This is a genomic window from Haloarcula quadrata (genome assembly GCF_003634715.1).
GTDB lineage: Archaea > Halobacteriota > Halobacteria > Halobacteriales > Haloarculaceae > Haloarcula > Haloarcula marismortui.
The window spans coordinates 70,259-88,435 of record NZ_RBWW01000001.1 but is presented as its reverse complement, the minus strand read 5'-3'; the positions used below and the strand labels follow the sequence as shown (position 1 = coordinate 88,435).

At 65.0% G+C, this 18,177-nt stretch carries 14 protein-coding genes; 9 read left to right on the top strand and 5 right to left on the bottom strand.

The features are described from left to right. Positions 1-50 precede the first annotated feature (50 nt). From BDK61_RS00500 to BDK61_RS00485, 4 genes are all read left to right on the top strand, one after another. Positions 51-1,154, top strand: coding sequence for a pyridoxal-phosphate-dependent aminotransferase family protein (locus tag BDK61_RS00500; protein ID WP_004964829.1), 1,104 nt, complete (start codon positions 51-53; stop codon positions 1,152-1,154). Positions 1,155-1,341: 187 nt separating this feature from the next. Beyond that, positions 1,342-1,611: a HalOD1 output domain-containing protein gene (locus BDK61_RS00495; protein WP_004964826.1), complete on the top strand. Its 270-nt coding sequence runs from the start codon at positions 1,342-1,344 to the stop codon at positions 1,609-1,611. Between the two features lie 219 nt (positions 1,612-1,830). After that, on the top strand, positions 1,831-3,906 hold the full coding sequence (gene ligA, locus BDK61_RS00490) for an NAD-dependent DNA ligase LigA (protein ID WP_121302009.1): 2,076 nt from the start codon (positions 1,831-1,833) through the stop codon (positions 3,904-3,906). A gap of 157 nt (positions 3,907-4,063) precedes the next feature. Then, entirely contained in the window at positions 4,064-6,262 is a 2,199-nt protein-coding gene (locus BDK61_RS00485) for a hybrid sensor histidine kinase/response regulator (RefSeq protein WP_121302008.1), read from the top strand. A 168-nt stretch (positions 6,263-6,430) separates the two neighbouring features. Here BDK61_RS00485 and BDK61_RS00480 read toward each other — a convergent pair whose 3' ends face one another. From BDK61_RS00480 to BDK61_RS00465, 4 genes are all read right to left on the bottom strand, one after another. Beyond that, on the bottom strand, positions 6,431-7,435 hold the full coding sequence (locus BDK61_RS00480) for an ABC transporter permease (protein WP_121302007.1): 1,005 nt from the start codon (positions 7,433-7,435) through the stop codon (positions 6,431-6,433). Then, on the bottom strand, positions 7,432-8,370 hold the full coding sequence (locus BDK61_RS00475; RefSeq protein ID WP_121302006.1) for an ABC transporter ATP-binding protein: 939 nt from the start codon (positions 8,368-8,370) through the stop codon (positions 7,432-7,434). The genes BDK61_RS00480 and BDK61_RS00475 overlap by 4 nt, the downstream gene beginning before the upstream one ends. A gap of 95 nt (positions 8,371-8,465) precedes the next feature. After that, complete coding sequence (locus BDK61_RS00470) at positions 8,466-8,741, bottom strand: hypothetical protein (RefSeq protein WP_007189664.1); 276 nt, start codon at positions 8,739-8,741, stop codon at positions 8,466-8,468. Between the two features lie 57 nt (positions 8,742-8,798). After that, a complete protein-coding gene (locus BDK61_RS00465) occupies positions 8,799-10,127 on the bottom strand; it encodes a NosD domain-containing protein (RefSeq protein WP_121302005.1) in 1,329 nt (442 codons plus the stop codon). Between the two features lie 235 nt (positions 10,128-10,362). Here BDK61_RS00465 and BDK61_RS00460 point away from each other — a divergent pair, with 235 nt between their 5' ends. Genes BDK61_RS00460 through BDK61_RS00440 form a run of 5 tightly spaced genes read left to right on the top strand, consistent with a single transcriptional unit; the run spans position 10,363 to position 17,211 of the window. Further along, positions 10,363-13,149 carry a transglutaminase TgpA family protein gene (locus BDK61_RS00460; protein WP_121302004.1) on the top strand — a complete coding sequence of 929 codons (2,787 nt, stop codon included), beginning with the start codon at positions 10,363-10,365 and terminating at the stop codon, positions 13,147-13,149. Then, positions 13,149-13,748 (top strand): DUF7269 family protein, encoded by a 600-nt coding sequence (locus tag BDK61_RS00455; protein WP_121302003.1) that lies wholly within the window; start codon positions 13,149-13,151, stop codon positions 13,746-13,748. Before BDK61_RS00460 ends, BDK61_RS00455 begins: the two co-directional genes overlap by 1 nt. Before the next feature lie 2 nt (positions 13,749-13,750). After that, positions 13,751-15,139, top strand: a complete 1,389-nt coding sequence (locus BDK61_RS00450) for a DUF58 domain-containing protein (protein ID WP_121302002.1) — start codon at positions 13,751-13,753, stop codon at positions 15,137-15,139. Between the two features lie 2 nt (positions 15,140-15,141). Continuing rightward, complete coding sequence (locus BDK61_RS00445; RefSeq protein ID WP_121302001.1) at positions 15,142-16,755, top strand: DUF7519 family protein; 1,614 nt, start codon at positions 15,142-15,144, stop codon at positions 16,753-16,755. A gap of 45 nt (positions 16,756-16,800) precedes the next feature. Continuing rightward, complete coding sequence (locus BDK61_RS00440) at positions 16,801-17,211, top strand: SHOCT domain-containing protein (protein WP_011224594.1); 411 nt, start codon at positions 16,801-16,803, stop codon at positions 17,209-17,211. A gap of 4 nt (positions 17,212-17,215) precedes the next feature. Here the strand turns inward: BDK61_RS00440 and BDK61_RS00435 are convergent, their stop codons facing one another. Then, a complete protein-coding gene (locus BDK61_RS00435) occupies positions 17,216-18,169 on the bottom strand; it encodes an AAA family ATPase (RefSeq protein WP_004964785.1) in 954 nt (317 codons plus the stop codon). Positions 18,170-18,177: the final 8 nt, after the last annotated feature.

The window sequence follows — 18,177 nt, the reverse complement described above, 5'->3', positions numbered from 1 at the left end:
AAACTACCATGCCCCCCCGATTCGAGAGTGTACCTACTACAGGTGGTTCTGTGACCGAAAAACGCGAATACAAAGACGATTATCAGGACAAGACGCTGTATCTCCCGGGGCCGACAGAGGTGCGCGAGGACGTTATCGAGGCGATGGCCGAGCCGATGTTCGGCCACCGGATGGACCGGATGACGGACCTCTACACCACCATCGTTGAGGACACGAAGGAGTTCCTCGGCACCGAAAACGACGTTATCGTGCTCACGGCGTCTGGGACGGAGTTCTGGGAGTCGACGACGCTCAATCTGGTCGAGGACAGCATGCTCGTGCCGACCTCCGGCGCGTTCAGCGAGCGGCAGGCCAACGTCGCCGAACGCCTCGGCAAGGACGTCGACCGCATCGAATACGACTGGGGCACGGCGGTCAAACCCGACGATATCCGCGACGCGCTGGAATCCGGCGACTATGACGCCGTCGGGGCCGTGATGAACGAGACCTCGACCGGCGTCCGGAACCCCATTGAGGAAATCGGCGACGTGGTCGCAGAGTACCCGGACACCTACTTCATCGTCGACGCCATTTCCTGCCTCGGCGGCGACCAGATCGACATTGAAGACCACGGCATTGACGCCATCTTTACGTCCACGCAGAAGGCCTTCGCCATGCCGCCCGGGCTGGCCGTCTGTGCCGTCAGCGACGCTGCCTACGAGCGCGAACTGGAGAAAGAGTCGGCGTCGTGGTACGGCGGCTTCCAGCGCTGTCTGGACTACTACGACCGGAAGGGCCAGACCCACTCCACGCCGGCGACTCCGCTCATGCTTGCCTACCGCAAGCAGATGAAGCATATGCTTGATGAGACCCACGACGCCCGTGACCAGCGCCATCAGGAGATGGCCGAGTACACGCGCGAGTGGGCCCGCGAGCACTTCGACCTCTATCCCGAGGAAGGCTACGAGTCCCAGACGGTGACCTGCATCGAGAACACGCAGGACATCAACGTTGCCGAGACGGTCGAAGCCGTCTCCGAGGAGTACGACATGGTGTTCTCCAGCGGCTACGGCGATATCAGCGAGGAGAGTTTCCGCATCGGACACATGGGCGAACACACCGTTGAGAGTATCAAAGAGCTAACCGACGCAATCGAAGACGTGGCCGATCTGTAGCTCAGGCGAAAACCGGCGAAGGACGGGACTACGTGTCGATTTAGGAGCGTTCGCTGCCACAAGTTGGTGTTTTCACAGTTTGATAATGCTGGGAAGACTATATTACTGTTTGCTACTTTGCTATAGATAGACGAACCATATGAGTAAAAGCAACAGGCGGAGTAGGGACAGCGACACCTCAACACCGATGAATGTGACCAGAAAACAGTTCGACTGGAGCGAGACGCGGCCGAGCGCGGCAGTGACTGAGTACATCTCCGCCATGACCGGCCGAGAACAGACTGACTTCGCACCGCTGTACGAGACTATCGACCCTGAGGCGCTCGATTCGCTCGTTGACTCATCAGGTCGCTCGACACCTGTCAGTATCTCGTTTGAATATGCCGGTCACTCGGTCACTGTCCGAAGCGACGGGGAACTTGTTATCAAGGCTCCCAGTTCCAGTATCGGCCGATAACTACAGTTTCTATGGCCCTTACACTCTTTTCTGCCGCTTTTTTCAGCCTCTCCGAGTAGTTCAACTGCTAAGTCTGTCTCTGGAGTGTCGTTTCGATGGTTCTGGCCGGTCTGTCGGTCTGCCACAATACGTGTCCCCGCTCGACACGAAGTGCCTTTTGCCGGCTCTGAGATACGGAGCAGAGCCGTTTTTGTACGCGAGACGTAACACTCATTCAGTATGACTACTGCCGAGGATGTCGCCGGGAACCCCTATATTTCAGACCCGCGGACTGACTTCGAGTCCGTTGAGGATGTCGACGCCGAGACCGCCCGCGAGCAAGCCGACCAGTTGCGCGAGGCGCTCCGCTATCACGACTACCGGTACTACGTCGAGAACGACCCAGTCATCGGTGACCGGGCTTACGACGCGCTGTTCTCCCGGCTTCAGAGACTTGAATCGGCGTTCGATCTTGACACTGACGGCAGTCCGACCCAGCGCGTCGGCGGCGAGCCACTGGACGAGCTCCCCGATGTCGAACACGTCGCCCGGATGGGCTCTATCGATCAGGGCGGCGAGGAAGCGGACGTACGGGAGTTCGACAGCCGAGTCCGCAATGGCCTCGACGGCGACGTGCAGTACTTCTGCGAACCAAAGTTCGACGGCCTCTCTGTCGAGATTGTCTACGAGGACGGCGTCTACCAGCGAGCCGCGACGCGTGGCGACGGCGAGGTCGGCGAGGACGTGACCGAGAACGTCCGGACCATCTCCAGCGTCCCACAGCGACTCCGCGGTGACTACCCCGACTTCCTGGCTGTCCGGGGCGAGGTGTACATCCCACGGGACGCTTTCACGGCGTTCAACCGCGAGCGCGTCGAGCGCGGCGAGGACCCCTTTGCGAACCCCCGCAACGCCGCCGCCGGGACGCTCCGCCAGCTCGACCCGTCGGTGACCGCAGAGCGCCCGCTGTCGATATTCTTCTTCGGCGTCCTCGACGCCTCGGTCGACTTCGAGAGCCACAGCGAGCTGCACGAGCGGTTCCCCGAGTGGGGACTCCGGGTCTGTGACCGGACTGCTGTCGTTGACGACATCGACGCCGCCATCGACTACCGAAACGAGCAGCAGCAGGCCCGCGACGACCTCGATTACGAAATCGACGGCGTCGTCATCAAGGTCGACGACATGGACGCCTGCGACGACCTCGGGTCGACCGCCCGCGCCCCACGGTGGGCCTTCGCCTACAAGTTCCCGGCCCGCAAGGAGGAGACGACGGTGCGGGACATCGTCGTGCAGGTCGGCCGGACCGGACGGCTCACCCCGGTCGCGCTCATGGACCCCGTCGAGGTCGGCGGCGTCACCGTCTCCCGTGCCTCGCTGCACAACCCCTCGCTCATCGCCGACCTCGGCGTCGACGTGGGTGACCGCGTCCGCATCAAGCGAGCCGGCGACGTCATCCCGGATGTCGTCGAAGTGCTCGACGACGACGGCGACGGCCATTTCGAGTTCCCGGAGACCTGTCCGGCCTGTGACAGCCCCGTCGAACACGATGGCCCGATGGCGTTCTGCACCGGTGGCCTCACTTGCCCCGCCCAGCGCGAGCGCAGCGTCGAGCACTACGCCAGCCGCGACGCACTGGATATCGAAGGGGTCGGCGAGAAGGCCGTCCAGCAACTCCTCGACGCCGGTCTTGTCTCGGACCCCGCGGACCTGTACGACCTCACCGTCGAGGACCTCACCGGTCTGGAGGGCTGGGGCGAGACCAGCGCCCGGAACCTCGTCGAAGGGATGGACGACGCCCGCGAGCCGCCACTTGCGGATTTCCTCGTCGCGCTGGGTATCCCCGAAGTCGGGACTGTCACGGCCCGAAACCTCGCACAGGAGTTCGGCACGTTCGAGGCGATACTCGACGCTGCCGACGAGGGCGACACCGACGCCTTCGAGGCCGTGCCTGACGTTGGTCAGACCGTCGCCCGCTCCATCGTAGAGTTCTTCGAGGGTGAGGGGAACCGCGCCGTCATCGACCGCTTGCTCGACCACGTCGAGCCACAGGCCGCCGAAGAAACTGGCGGTGATGCACTGTCGGGCCAGACGTTTGTCTTCACTGGCTCGCTCGACGGCTACACCCGCAGCGACGCGCAGGAACTGGTCGAGCGCAACGGCGGGTCAGCGACGAGCAGCGTTTCGGGCAACACAGACTATCTGGTGCTTGGCGACAACCCCGGCCAGCGAAAACAGGACGATGCAGCCGAACACGGCGTCGAGACGCTCACCGAGGACGAGTTCGAAGAACTACTGGACGACGCTGGTGTGCTGTGAGAGGCGGGTCGAACGGTCCCGAGTGAGCCGCTGTCGGCCTAGCGATAGCTTCGGACGTACGCTCGGACCAATCAGTCACGCTATCATCCGTCTCGTGTCCGGTCCGTTGTTGACCCTATCTATTTTGTTCGCGTATTGTTATAGTATTTCGAAGACTATGGACTTCGCCGCTGAGACAGTCCGCGTTCTTCACGTCGACGACAATCCGGACCTCGTGGACGTGACGGCGACGGTGCTCGAACACGAGGACGGCCGATTGTGTGTCGAGACCGCGACAAGTGTCGATGCGGCGATGGAGCGGCTCTCCGTCGAGCGCTTCGACTGTATCGTCTCGGACTACGACATGCCAGACCAGAACGGAATCGAGTTCCTCGAAGCCGTTCGTGAGGGCCACGGAGACCTCCCATTCATCCTCTATACCGGGAAAGGCTCCGAAGAAATCGCGAGCGACGCGATCTCTGCTGGCGTGACCGACTACCTCCAGAAGGGGTCAGGCACCGAGCAGTACAAACTGCTCGCGAACCGGATTTGCAACGCCGTCGACGCGAGCAGGTCCCGGCGAGAGCTTGACGAGCGAACCCGGCGATTGGAGTCGCTCATCAGCAGCCTTCCGGGGATGGCCTATCGCCGTCTCAACACACCAGGCTGGCAGATGGAAACCGTCGAGGGCGAGATCGAATCTCTCACCGGCTACACGGCTGCAGACTTTGAAACTGGGGAGACAGCCTGGGCCGACGACGTGCTCCATCCGGAGGACCGCGACCGGATCTGGGAGACGGTCCAAGACGCGCTCGCGGCCCAGGGTGAGTTCGAGGTGACCTATCGGATTATCACTGCCGACGGCACCAAGAAGTGGATGTGGGAACACGGACACCGAGTTCCGGGGCCAGCGGACGAACCGGACATACTTGAGGGGTTCATTACGGATATCACCGACCTCCGGGAGCGAGAGCGCAAACTGGAGCGATACAAGCGGATGGTAAACACGATGCCGGAATCGGCCTGCATCTATGACACAGAGGGGCGGTTCGACCTCGTTAACCAGTATCTAGCCTCGTTCTACGGAACGACAAGAGACGAACTGGAGGGGGAATCGAGTAGCCTCCTGCCGAAGATCCGGAGCGAGTACGAGGGAGACCCGTATCAGGACCTAATCGACGGTGAACGCGACGAACTCCATGGGGAGGTGAGCGGCGAGTTCCCCGGGCATGGATACGAGGTGCTGGAGTACCGGCTCACGCCGCTTGTGATCGACGGGACGGTTGAGGGCGTGGTCGGTGTCACCCGCGAAGTGACTGAACAGCGGAAACACGAGATGGAAATCGCCAGACAGCGGTCGATTCTCAAAGCACAGCAAGAGGCAGTGATCGACGGGATACTCGTCGTCGATGAAGACGATACCATCGTCTCTTACAACGAGCGGTTCGTTGACATGTGGGATATCCCACGGGACATTGTCGAACGTGGCGACGAGGAAATCGCCTTGGAGTGGGCAATGGAACAGGTCGCCGAACCAGAGGCGTTTCGCGTGGATGTCGAGGCACTGTATGAAGACCCCGAGACGACCGCCAGAGACGAACTCGAACTCGCCGACGGTCGCGTCTTTGACCGCTATACGGCACCCGTCGTCGCTGAAGACGGGACGCGGTTTGGCCGGCTGTGGGCCTTTCGAGACATCACGGACCAGACCGAGCAAAAACGGGAGTTGGCCCGACAAAACGAGCGCCTCGAAGAGTTCATTCGTGTTGTCTCTCACGACCTTCAAAATCCGCTACAGGTGGCTCGCAGCCGACTGATGCTCGCTCACGAGGAGTGTGACAGTGCGCATCTGGACTCCCTCGATAATGCGCTCCAGCGGATGAACGACATCGCCGACGACGTCCTCAGGCTGGCCCGAGAGGGAGTCGATATCGGAGTGACAGAGCCCGTCGATCTCCGGGAGATGTCTGACGCCGCCTGGACAATCGTCGCGGACGGCGACGAAGCCGCAGAGCTACGGTATGCGGCCGACGAGAATCGTGAGTGGATCGTCGAGGCCGACAGCGACCGACTGTCTGGCCTGTTCGAGAACCTCTTCGGGAATGCAATCGAACACGGCGGCCCAGGTGTAACCGTTTCGGTCGGGCTCCTCGACGACAGAACAGGGTTCTACGTGTCCGACGACGGCCCGGGTATTCCCATCGACAAGGGCGAGAAGGTGTTCGAGGCAGGTTACTCGACCGCCGAGGACGGGACCGGCTTCGGGCTCCGGATCGCCAGACAGATCGCCGAGGTCCACGGCTGGGAGATCCACGTCACCGACAGTGAAGACGGGGGCGCTCGGTTCGAAATCACTGGTGTCGAGTTTTCCGAGTGACGAATCCGTTGTGACGCTATGGTACTCCCTGTCGGAGCCGTTGTGAACCAACACGCGTCCGGTCGCCGACGGCAGGCGACCGGTTTGGTACCCGTCGGACTGTTGCTATCGCCGTTCGTTATGGTTGCAAAAACGTCGCCGGAACGAGACCGCCGACAGCGACGACCGTTACAGGTCCTTGTTCTCGAAGACGTAGTAGCCAGCCCCCAGCGGGACGACCAGCCACAGCAGGAGGTAGCCGATAACCGCGACAGTGCTGTACTGGGGCGGCAAGGCGGCGTTGGCACACTCGGCACCGGTCTGTGTTATTTCGAGTGTCCCACCTAGCATTTCCTCACACGTCACCTGCGGGTTCGACGTCAGGAGGAGCCGGGAGCGGATCGGCGTCCCCTGCAAGACCTCCTGGACGAGCGTGCGGTACGCCGCGATGGGGCTCAGGAGTGAAACGAACAGTTCGACGTGGAGCTGGGTCACCTGGCCAATGTTCGCGTGGTCCGATAGCAGGTTTCCGAGGCCTGCCCCGAGGTTCGACCAGAACACCTGCAGATAGACGTAAATCCCGAGCGACGCTGCCATCGCCCGGCGCGCGGTCTTCAGCGCCGCCGAGAGGCCGATCGCGAACGCCGTAAACACGACGCCGTACGCCATCGTGGCGAGCGCGAACAGCAGGAACGACTCCCACGCGATCTCGATTTTCGACGGGAGCAACACTAACAGGGTCGTCAGGAGTCCGACTGTCACCGGGATGAGCGTGATGGCGCTCCGGCCGACGAACTTGCCGGCGAGCAGTTCACCGCGCGTGTACGGGAGCGACAGCAGTATCTTCAGGGAACCGCGCTCGCTCTCCCGGGCAATCGCCGCGTAGCCGATGACGATTGCCACAGCTGGGAGCAGCGGTGCCGCAATCGGCAGCGCAAAGCGGACGTACGCGTCTGTCGTCAGCGACGCCCCGGCTTCGGCGAACTGCTGGCCGATGTTGAAATACAGGCCCAGCACCGCCGGTAGCGCGAACAGCACGATGAAAATAAACGAGAGTACCCAGATCCACGGCGAGCGGACCGTGTCACGGAACTCCTTTTTCGAGATGGGGTACCAGTCGGCGAACTCGGAGTTCTTGATGCTCGTATCGATGTCTCCGAGGACGCGTTTGACGGGGTTTTGCTCGGCGCTCATACGTCGGCCTCCGGCCGGTCCTGTTCTTGCTGTTCGGTGTAGGCGGCAAACACCTCATCCAGCGAGGCCTCCTCGGTCTCGAAGTTGGCGACCTCGCTCCCGCTTTCCTCGACAGCGTTGAGGACGGCCATCTTCGCGTCGCTGTCACAGCCGATAGTGAGCGTCGTTCCATCCGCGGTCACCGTTGAGACCTCGTCGAGGCCCTCGATAGCCGTGACCGCGGCGTCGGTGCCGTCGCCGTCGGCCAGTGTCACGCGGAGGACGGTGTCCCCGGCGGCGGCCTCGCGCAGCCCGGCAACGCTGTCTTTCGCAATAAGGCGACCGTTCTGGAGGATTCCAACTGTGTCACAGACGGCCTCGACCTGACCGAGGATGTGACTGGAGAAGAAGACGGTCGCGCCGCGCTCGTTCTCCTCGCGGATGAGTTCCCGCATCAGCCGGGCCCCGTTCGGGTCCAGCCCGGTCGTCGGCTCGTCGAGGATAAGGAGGTCGGGCTCGCCGACGAGTGCCATCGCCAGCACGAGACGCTGTTGCATCCCCTTGGAGTAGCCGCCGGCCTTGCGGTCGATGGCATCGGCGATGCCGACCCGCTCGGCCAGTTCGTCGGGGTCTTCGTCGGCGTCTTTCGATTCGATGACAAAGGAGAGGTGCTGGCGGCCGGTGAGCCGGTCGTACACGTCGTAGCCTTCGGGGAGGACTCCAGTGCGGGCACGAATTCGCTTCGGTTCTTCGTGGATGTCGTGGCCGAGCACCGTCGCCGACCCGTCGGTCGCGCGGACGAAATCAAGGAGGATGTTGATCGTCGTCGACTTCCCGGCCCCGTTCGGGCCGAGGAAGCCGAAGATTTCGCCCTCCTCGACGGTGAGGTCGACCCCTTGCAGCGCGGTGAGACTCCCGAACTGCTTGGTGACGCCATCCAGTTCTATCGCTGCCATACGGCGGGTTTGTGACGGCCGCGTGTATAGTCTTTCGTGTTCCAGTTATCAATCAAAAAACTCGATAGACGGTCCCTAGCTGTCGAAGCGCTCGCTTACACTTCGGCGTCGGGGTCGTGGCGCTCGGCCATCCGTTGGGCCTCCGTGGCGTAGCGCTCCCGCGTCTCCTCGTCGGTTACGGGTTCGAGCTTGTCGACCTCGACATCCGTCGCTGCCGTAATCCGTTTCCGTCTGAGCAGGTTCGGTGAGAGCTGCTTGGTCAGGTGGCGGTCGCCCTCCGGGGGCGCGTAGATGAGCGTCACCATGCGCTCGTCGCCGTAACTGGAGCGTTCGACCAGCCAGCACTGGACCGTCTCCTCGTCGTCGGTCATTGCTGTGTCGTTTGCGTGCCGGCGGTTTATATCTTACAACCCCCTCTCGAACCGCCGTCACCGGGTCACGTTCAGCCCTTGCTCAATGTCCGCGGTGAACTCCTCGTTGATGTCGACCGCAGTCCCGGCGTTCCGGACCGTATTCGTCGCGACCACGCCCGCGTTGCCCGACCGGAGTCGGATGCCGGCCGCTGAGGCGTTGCTGACCGTGTTGCCCGTGATGGTGAAACTGTACGGTCGCTCTGCACTCCGTGCGTCGGTGCTGTCCGCATCCGCTGGGACCGTTCGCGCAAGGATGCCAACCGGACAGTTGTCGACCTGATTACCCGAAATAGTGATGTCGGACGACCGGGCTTTGGGGGTCCCGGCTACCTCGTCCCGGAGGTGGGTCTCCTTGTACTCGATTTCGATGCCCGCCTCGCCGCCAGGGTCGGGTGCGAACTCCGTCAGGTCCTGACAGACGTTCCCGACAATGGTTCCGCGCTGGGCCGGCGAGCAGGCGATGAGGCTGTGGCCGCCATCGACGGTGACGTTACCGATGACGGCGAAGTTCGCGACGTTATACGGCGCGATGTTATTGAACTTCACGCCGACGACGCGGTTCCCGGCGATGACCACATCGCTGGACTGCCGGAGGTCGCGGTCGCTGCCGGTCGGTGCGGCCCGGCTGGTGATACCGTACCAGTTCGGATTGACGACCTCGTTGTGCTCGACCGTCACGCCGGTACACCGCGTGAACGACAGCGCCATCTGGAAACCGTTCACTGTGCGGTTGCGAGCGATGTAGACGCCGTCGCACTGATCGGCCTGAATGGCTTGGTTGTTCAGCTGTGTCCCGTTGGCGTCGAACTCGATGTCGGTGACGGCGACGTTGTCACCGCGCACGCGAACGAGGTCGTGGCCGGCCGGCAGCGGGTTCGACTGGGACTCGGACGGTGCGGGGTCCTCGCCCGTTCCCGTCTGTGACGCAACGAACCGGGTTCCCTGCTGTCCGGTCAGTGTGGTGTTGTCGCCCATCGTCGCCGGCTCGCCAAATCGGAAAGTATCGGCGCTCGCGATAACGGCCCCGCCGCTGTCCGGCACGTTGTCGAAGGCATACTGGAACGCCTCATCGGCAGTACCGCCGGTCGAGAACGCGACGCTGCCGCTGCCGTCAAGCACCAGATACTCCGTACCGTTGCCGTTCCTGTTCGACTGGCCGGCTCCCGTCGTGACGATGTACACTGCCCCTGTCCCCGATAGTCCAGCGCCAGTCTGTGCCTGCCCGGTTCCGCTGAACAGTCCGATGCCCGCTACGGCACCGATACTCGACAGAACGGACCGTCGTGACGCGCCCCAGTCCGACTGTCGCGACCCAGTACTAGCTCCATTTGTGTCAGCAGTCATTCAAGTATGGCTGCCCGGCCGTTCGCAATAACCGCTTATAATAGCGGTCTGAACCATACGTACCCGTCAATACCTGAACTGTCCGGGCCGACTGACGCCGACTAGTGAATCTCTGGGGTGTCAATTTGTTGGCGACGTGGTACTCCAGACGACAGAACGCGACACCCGAGCTCACTATCCCCACCGTTGACAGCAGATTTATGCCGACAGCGACGGGACGATACGGTAATCCGACGTGGGCTCCGACGACTCGCCGTTTGACGACGTGTCGGCTGACCGGGACTACCTTCGGGTCCTGCTCACTGCCGTCTGTGTCGTCGCCGTGGTGTTGGCGACGGCGACGCTCCCGATTCTGGCACCCGGTGGGACACAGAGCCCGATGGAGTCTCTTATTCCGCTCCCGCAGGAGAACCCCTTCGGGTCAGCAGGGGGCACCTCGACTGGCGGCAGCGGCGGGCAACTCGGTGCGCTGAACCCGGGAAGCCAGACTGATGTTGGCGGCTCGCTCGATAGTGGCGACAGCGGCGACAGCCCGTATCAGTCACAGGACACGGAGCCGCATTTCACCGTCACGAGTTCGGAACCGGCGTACTGGCGGACTGGCGCATATGAAACCTACACCGGCACGGGCTGGGACGGGCGTGCGGACCCGCAGGCCTATCAGGGACCGATGGCGGTCGACGGGATGGCCGACTCGACGGTCGATTACGAGGTGCAACTGGCCAAGTCCGCCACGTCGCTGCCGACCGTCTGGCGGCCGAAATCGGTGTCCCGAGACGACGTGATGGTCACCGAGTACGGCGCGGTCACGTCCGAGCGACCGCTCCCTGCCGGAACGACCTACAGCGCGACCAGCGTGACACCCCCCGACGACCCAGAGGTGCTACGAACGAGTGGCCGCGACTACCCTGCGGACATCGAATCACGCTACACGGGCGTGCCGGCGTCAACCTCGGCGCAGGTAGGGCCGTTTACTGACCGACTGACCGAGGACAGCGACTCGCCCTACGAGACGGCGGCGACCATCGAGGGGTGGCTGGAGGCGAACAAGAACTACTCGCTGAACGTCAGCCAGCCGCCCGAGGACGACGTGGCCTCGGAGTTCATCTTCCAGATGGACGAGGGGTACTGCGAGTACTTCGCCACGTCGATGGTGGTGATGCTGCGGAGTCAGGACATCCCGGCGCGCTACGTCGTCGGCTACTCGACTGGCGAGCGGACCGGCCAGAACCAGTACACTGTTCGCGGGATGAACGCCCACGCGTGGGTCGAGGTGTACTTCGAGGGCGTCGGCTGGGTGAAGTTTGACCCGACGCCGGGACAGGAGCGCCTTGTGTCCGAACAGCAGGCGATGCAAAACAGCAGTCAGGAGTACAGCGCCGCGGAGTCCGGGAGCCCAGACGAGGAGTTCACCGTCGGGACGCCGGCGGGCGAGCCACAGACCGAGGCCCCGACAGACGGAAGTGAACAGGAGTCTGGCGGTGACGAAACCGAGGGTACTGAAACGGGTGCAGACGGGACCGGTGACAGCGACGGAACTGGCGACTCGGGCGACGGACAGACGGTCTCGCAGTCCGGTGAGTTCATCGTCGAACTCAATCGGACGGCGACGCCGGGCGCGGCGGTGGCCGCAACGATAACCCGCGACGGCGCACCGGTTGAAGGCGCGACGGTCTCGTTCAACGGTGAGCCGGTCGGAACGACGGGGCCGGCCGGCACCGTTTCCGGGACGGTCCCCTACGAAGCCGAACTGACGATTACTGTCGATGTAGCAAGCGATGCGGACCCACTCATCGCTCCGTCGGTCCCGCGTGACAGCGCTCGTTCCTTCGCTATTACTGGCCCACAGGCCCAGCAGTCGACGAACGCGAGCTATGAACTGAACACGACTGCGTCGGTGAGCATCACCGGCGAACAGGTCACCGGCGGCGAGGTGACCGTTACCGCGACCGTCGACGGCGTGCCAGTGCGGGACGGTGATGTGCTGCTTGACGGTGAGCAGGTGGCGACGACGGACCGGCAGGGGCGGGCAACGGTCACGCTCCCGACCGAACCCGGCAACGTCTCTGTTGCCGTCGAGCGCGACGCCGTCAGCGGGAACACGACTGTGGTGCTTGCACGGCTTTCCGTAGCAACGTCGCCGTCGCTCCCGCTGGCCCTCCCCGCCGCTGGCCAGACGGTGAACGCGACGATGGACGGGGACCCGGTCACGAACGCCACCGTTACCGTCGGCGGGGAGCCGACAGCACGGACCGGCGCGGCCGGTCAGGCGACGGTCGGGATGCCGCTCGCGGCCAGCGCCGAAATTTCCGTTGCGAAGTACGGACAGACGGCCACGACGACCGTCAATGGCCTGTTCGTCAACGCCGCGGGCGTCGTGCTGAGTCTGGGTGTTCTCCTCGCCGGGACGGTCGTCGGCGCTCGACGGCGGAACGTCACGCCGGGGACGCTATGGGGCTGGGTTCGGGCCGCACGCGAACTCGCCGTCGGGGCGCTCGTCGGCGTTGCGGTGGTGGCCGATGACCTGCTGGGTCGCTTCCGAACGCGACTTGAACTCACTGCCGCGGCGCTCCGTGATCTGTTCACCGGCCACCGGTCGCCGGCAGCGTTGCTCGACGCGTTGCGAGCGTGGATTTCTGAACGCTTTGCAGCGGCTGAAGACGCAGCCAGCGATGCGGTGGCGGCTGTCTCTACGACTGAATCAAACGGGGGCGACGGAACGCCCGCGGCTCGCGTCACCATCCGCGAGGCGTGGACGCGCTTCCTGACCCACGTTTCCCTCCGGCGGTACTGGACGCGGACGCCCGGCGAAATCGCAACCCACGCTATCGAACGGGACGGTCTCCCGCCGGCCGCGGTTCGGACGGTCCGGGACGCGTTCCGGGCGGTCGAGTACGGTCAGCGAGACCCACAGGAGCACGTCGCGGCCGTCGAGGACGCGATTCGGACTATCGAGGCGGCCGCCGGACAGCAGTCCAGTGCGACCGACGGCACTGACGACGGGACGGAGGGGCGGCCCTGATGCGCCTGCGAACGGTCGTCTTCGGGACTGTGGGGCTGCTGGCGACCGGGGTCGCGGCCTCCCTCGTTTTCGCGCCGACGGCCGCCGGCGAGTCGCTTGTCGCCGTGCTCGGGAGTGTTGCCCCGACAACCATCCTCCTCGCTGGCAGTCTGACCGTTGGACTCTGTGCGGTCCTTGCCGGCTGGCTCGGTGGGCTTCTGGGCGGTGGCTCACCGACCGCCTTCGACGTGGCCGTCGACAGCCCGCCGGAAGACGTGACAGCGACGGAGAGTCGGCTGTTCGCTGCTGACATCGACGCGGCCATTGACGACGCCGTCGCTGGCGACGACGCGGCGATGGACACGGTTACCGAGCGACTCACTGCGGCAGCGACGACAGCCTATGCTATCGGAGCTGGTGTCTCACAGGCGTCCGCACAGCAGGCAGTTCGTGCGGGGACGTGGACCGACGACGCCGTCGCGGCGGCGATGCTGTCCCCGACGGAGCCACAGTCGCTGCTGGCCCGGCTCCGCCTGTGGCTCGACCCGGAGAGCGAGCGCCGCCGCCGCATCCGCCGGACGGTCGACGCTATCGCACAGGTGTCGGGAGGTGAGCGCTGACGATGCACCGCCGTGTGCGGCGCTGGAGCGGCGGCCTCGCAGCCGCGCTGTTTCTCGTTAGCGTCTCGCTTTTGACCGCCGAGCCGCTGTTGCTCGCGGCGACCGCAATCCCGCTCATTTACGTCGCCTACGGCGCGCTCTCGCGGATGCCGGCGGGAACCGATTTGCAAGCAACACGGTCCGTTTCTGACGCCCAGCCCACGCCGGGCGAGCCGGTCGCGGTCGAACTCACCCTCACGAACACCGGCAGCAGTTCGCTGACCGACGTGCGGGTCATCGACGGCGTGCCCGAGGAACTGCCAGTCGTCGAGGGGTCACCGCGGCTCTGTACCTCGCTGCGGCCCGACGAGAGCGCGACGCTGTCCTATGCCGTGATGGCAAAGCGCGGAACCTACACGTTCGACGCCGCCGCGGTGCGGGTGCGGACGCTGTCGGCCAGCGACGAGGTAACTGTCGACCTGCCCGTGGCCGGCGACGGGACGCTGACCTGCTCGAACACCGTCTCCGAAGTTCCGATGGCCGACGCCACGCTCCCGCGGGCGGGAACGCTCCCGACCGACACCGGTGGGAGCGGGCTTGAGTTCCACTCGACGCGGAGCTACCAGCCCGGCGACCCGGTCAACCGCATCGACTGGCGGCGGTACGCAAAGACCGACGAGCTGACCACCATCGACTATCGGGAGGAACAGGCCGTCAGGACGGTGCTGGTTGTCGACGCTCGCCCGCCGGCCCGCGTGACGCCAGAGCCGGGATTCCCGACAGGAGCGGAGCTGTCTGCCTACGCGGCCGAGCGCCTGTTCGACGCGCTCTCCCGAACTAGCGTCGTCGCGAGTGTCTGTGCTGTCGGCTTGGCCTCCGAGGATGTCCCCGGCGGACTCGGCCCCGACGGGCTGGCGTGGGTCGACGCCTCTGGCGGTCACGCGGCCGCCCACGCGAGACAGATATTCGACAGCGTGGGCCGCGCCGCGGCTCGGCAGTCAGACCCCGATTCGGCCGGTGACGCTGATGTGTCCGAGGACGACCAACCAGAGCAGCCCGGAGGCGAAGCTACGAGGGCGACGACGGCCGACGGTGGGACCATCGAGGACCCGGCCCTGCTCGCGGTGCTCGCTCGGCTCCCGCCGACCGCGCAGGTGGTCGTGTTCTCCCCGGCCGCCGACGACTGGCCTGTCTCGCTGGTGTCATCGCTTTCGGTCCGTGAGTACCCGACGACGCTCGTCAGCCCGTCGCTGGCCCGCGGGGACTCGCTCGGCGCGGCTGTCGCGAGTACCGAGCGCACCGCCCGGCTCCAGCGGGCCGAACTGTCCGGCGCGACCGTCATCGACTGGGACCTCGACAGCCCAATCGACGTGGCGCTCCGCGCCTCGCTCGCCGACCTGTTCAGCGTGTAACAATGGACGACACAATCTCGCTTCCGACCCGGATGCCCTGGACCAGCCTCGCCACCGTCGTCGGCGTGACGGCGCTGCTGGTCGCAGGACTGCTGGGAACCGTTTCCGCCGACCGGGCCGCGCTCGTCGGTGTGGCCACCGGTGTTTTGCTGGCACTGTCGCTGTGGCTGAGCGGCTGGGACCGCTGGCAGGCGGTTGGAACTGTTCTGGCCAGCGTCCTTGCGCTACCAGTTGCCGTCGGGCTTTCCCTCGCCACTGGCGGCACGGTCGTCTCGCTCGGTGCCGAACTGTTCCCCGTCACTTCCCAAGCTGGCGTCCGACCGGCGGTCGTCACGTTGCTGTCGCAAGTCATCGTTGTCCTTGGCTGCCTGACCGCCGTCTTCGGCGCGACCGCGGCCACCCGCGGCGTCGTCGACACCGAGCGGGTGGGGACCTACGGTGGCGTCGTCGTGCGGACGACCGCTGTTCCGTTCGCTGTTGCCCTCGTACTGTTCACGCGGGGGGCTGTCGATTTCTTGCAGTCCAACGCCGGAACGCCGGGCGTCCAGCAACTGACCGGCGAGGCCCTCACTCAGGTGCTGGAACCGATTTTCGACCCGGTCCCCGGCCGAACGCATATCGCCATTTTCAGTCTGTTGCTCGCCCTTGCCGCCGCGGCGCTGGCCCGCGGACTCGACGCCTTGCCGCTTTCCGAACTCGTCCCGGAAACGAGCGACGCGCCCGATGTCGACAGGGCTGTCGCCGTCGTTGAGCGAACGTTTCGGTGGACGGGCCGGCTCGCCCTGCTGGTCGCGCCGGTCGCCGGGCTGTTCGAACTGGGCCTCGGTCAGGAATCACTGGCCGGACTGCTCCCGGCTGGGCTGTACGACTTCATTGTCGCCGTCACGGCAGCGCCGGGCCTTCGTGGCCTCCTCTGGTGGCTGTTCCTCAGTGGGACAGTCGTCTCGGTGGCTGTCTGGTTCCTCCGGCGGACGGTCCAGAGTTCGGCCGACCGCGTGGGGACCGTCCTCGCGCCGTACGTTGGCGGCGGCGTCATCACGCTCGCCGTGGTGGCGGTCGCGGGGCCGGCAGTCGATGCCATCGAAACGGCGCTCCGGGCGACGCCGGCCGCGGCGGCCGTCGAACAGTTCTTCGTTCCAATACTGGACGTATACGGCCCCGAGACCGTCACACTGGCGCTGGCCGTCGTGGCGCTGTTTTCGCTCATCAGTGTCGCTGGACAGCTGTCGGTGGCGCTGGCGACGAATTATCTGCGAGAGCGGACGGCCGGCGTCACGCTCGCCGCGGCCGGCCTGTTCGGTGCGAGCGCCTTCGCTGCGACGCTTTCGACGCCGACGTGGCTGGTGCTTGCGGGCCTGGTCGGTGCCGTTGTCGTCTGGGACGCCGGGTCCTTCGGGACGACGCTGGGACACGAGGTCGGGAGCGGGGCCGCGACGCGCCGAACAGAACTCGTCCACATCGGCGGGACCGTCGCGGTGGGCGGCGTCGGCGCGGCGGCGACGGCGGGGCTGTCCGGTGTCGCCCGTGGCTCTATTGCTGTTGAGCCATCGGTCGCCGTAGCCGGCCTCGTGGTCTGTCTCGTCGCCGTGCTGGCACTGGTGGCCGCGATACGGTAGGACCGCACCGAACAATACATTGTGGTGTGGTGACAAGTCTGCAGTATGACCGACCGGTCCCCGCTGCGACGGGCCAGAGACAACGCGACGGAACTCGCCTCTCTGGCAGTCACCGGGTTCTGGCTCGTTGCCCTCGTGACGGGTCAGGAGTGGTGGCTCGCGGCGCTGCTCGTCGGCTACGTGGTGGTCGTCCCGCTGACGGAGTTGCTGTACGGCGATACGGACGAGGAGGCAGCAGATGCTGATGAAGTCGAGCCAGCGCTGTCAAGCGATGCTGACGACGAAACACCGCTGGAACGACTGCGCCGCCGGTACGCCGACGGGAAACTGACCGACGAACAGTTCGAGCGGAAACTGGAACGACTGCTCGAAACGGAGACGCTGGAAGATATTGAAGACAGCGCGGCGGTCCGAGAACAGGAGCGGGAGCGACAGCGCGAGACCGAGCGAACCTGAGCAGTTAGGGACTGACGGCCGGCACTTCGACGCGGTCCAGCACGTCGTCGACGACGGTTGCCGGGTCGACGCCGCGGACGCCCGCGTCGGCGGTCAGGACGAGTCGGTGGGCGAACGCCTCCTCGACAACAGTTTTCACGTCGTCTGGGACGGCGTAGTCGCGGCCGTCGAGGACCGCGGCGGCGCGGGTCGCCTCGAACAGCCGCTGAATCCCACGTGGGGAGACGCCGACATCCACGCGGTCGTCCTCGCGGGTGGCGCGGCCGAGTTCGACGACGTAGTCCCGGAGCGTGCCGTCGACGGTGACCGATTCGACAGTCCGCTGGAGCGCCGGCAGCCGCTCGCCGTCGATGACGCTGGTGACGCTTGGTGCCTGTGCGGTCCGGTCGGCCCGCCGGTCGATGAGTTCGCGTTCGCCGCCGAAGTCGGGATACCCCATCGAGGTCTTGACGATGAAGCGGTCCCGCTGGGCCTCGGGCAGGCCGAAGGTCCCCTCCTGTTCGACGGGGTTCTGCGTGGCGATAACAAAGAACGGCTCGGGCAGGTCGTGGGTCACGCCGTCGACGGTTACCTGCTTCTCGCCCATCGCTTCGAGCAGCGCGGCTTGCGTCTTGGGCGGTGCACGGTTGATTTCGTCGGCCAGCACGACGTTGGCGAAGACGGGGCCGGGCTGGAAGTCGAACTCGCCGGTGGCCTCGTTGAATACGTTCGAGCCGGTGATGTCGGACGGGAGCAGGTCCGGCGTGAACTGCACCCGTTTGAAGGAGAGGTCAAGCGCCGTCGCGAACGACTGGGCAGTGAGCGTCTTCCCCGTGCCCGGCACGTCTTCGAGCAGGACGTGCCCCCGGGCGAGAATCCCGGTCATGACGGTTTCGAGGAAGTGGTCGTCAGCGATGACGGCACTGCCGACGGCGTCGAGAATCTGTCGGCTGGTTCGTCCGGCAGTGTCGTGGTCCATACCGGCGT

Coding starts and splice junctions, on each gene's coding strand:
- BDK61_RS00455 (WP_121302003.1), top strand. CDS start 13,149: ATGCGCCTGCGAACGGTCGTCTTCGGGACTGTGGGGCTGCTGGCGACC.
- BDK61_RS00480 (WP_121302007.1), bottom strand. CDS start 7,435: ATGAGCGCCGAGCAAAACCCCGTCAAACGCGTCCTCGGAGACATCGAT.
- BDK61_RS00450 (WP_121302002.1), top strand. CDS start 13,751: ATGCACCGCCGTGTGCGGCGCTGGAGCGGCGGCCTCGCAGCCGCGCTG.
- BDK61_RS00465 (WP_121302005.1), bottom strand. CDS start 10,127: ATGACTGCTGACACAAATGGAGCTAGTACTGGGTCGCGACAGTCGGAC.
- BDK61_RS00440 (WP_011224594.1), top strand. CDS start 16,801: ATGACCGACCGGTCCCCGCTGCGACGGGCCAGAGACAACGCGACGGAA.
- BDK61_RS00435 (WP_004964785.1), bottom strand. CDS start 18,169: ATGGACCACGACACTGCCGGACGAACCAGCCGACAGATTCTCGACGCC.
- BDK61_RS00470 (WP_007189664.1), bottom strand. CDS start 8,741: ATGACCGACGACGAGGAGACGGTCCAGTGCTGGCTGGTCGAACGCTCC.
- BDK61_RS00445 (WP_121302001.1), top strand. CDS start 15,142: ATGGACGACACAATCTCGCTTCCGACCCGGATGCCCTGGACCAGCCTC.
- BDK61_RS00495 (WP_004964826.1), top strand. CDS start 1,342: ATGAATGTGACCAGAAAACAGTTCGACTGGAGCGAGACGCGGCCGAGC.
- BDK61_RS00485 (WP_121302008.1), top strand. CDS start 4,064: ATGGACTTCGCCGCTGAGACAGTCCGCGTTCTTCACGTCGACGACAAT.
- ligA (WP_121302009.1), top strand. CDS start 1,831: ATGACTACTGCCGAGGATGTCGCCGGGAACCCCTATATTTCAGACCCG.
- BDK61_RS00475 (WP_121302006.1), bottom strand. CDS start 8,370: ATGGCAGCGATAGAACTGGATGGCGTCACCAAGCAGTTCGGGAGTCTC.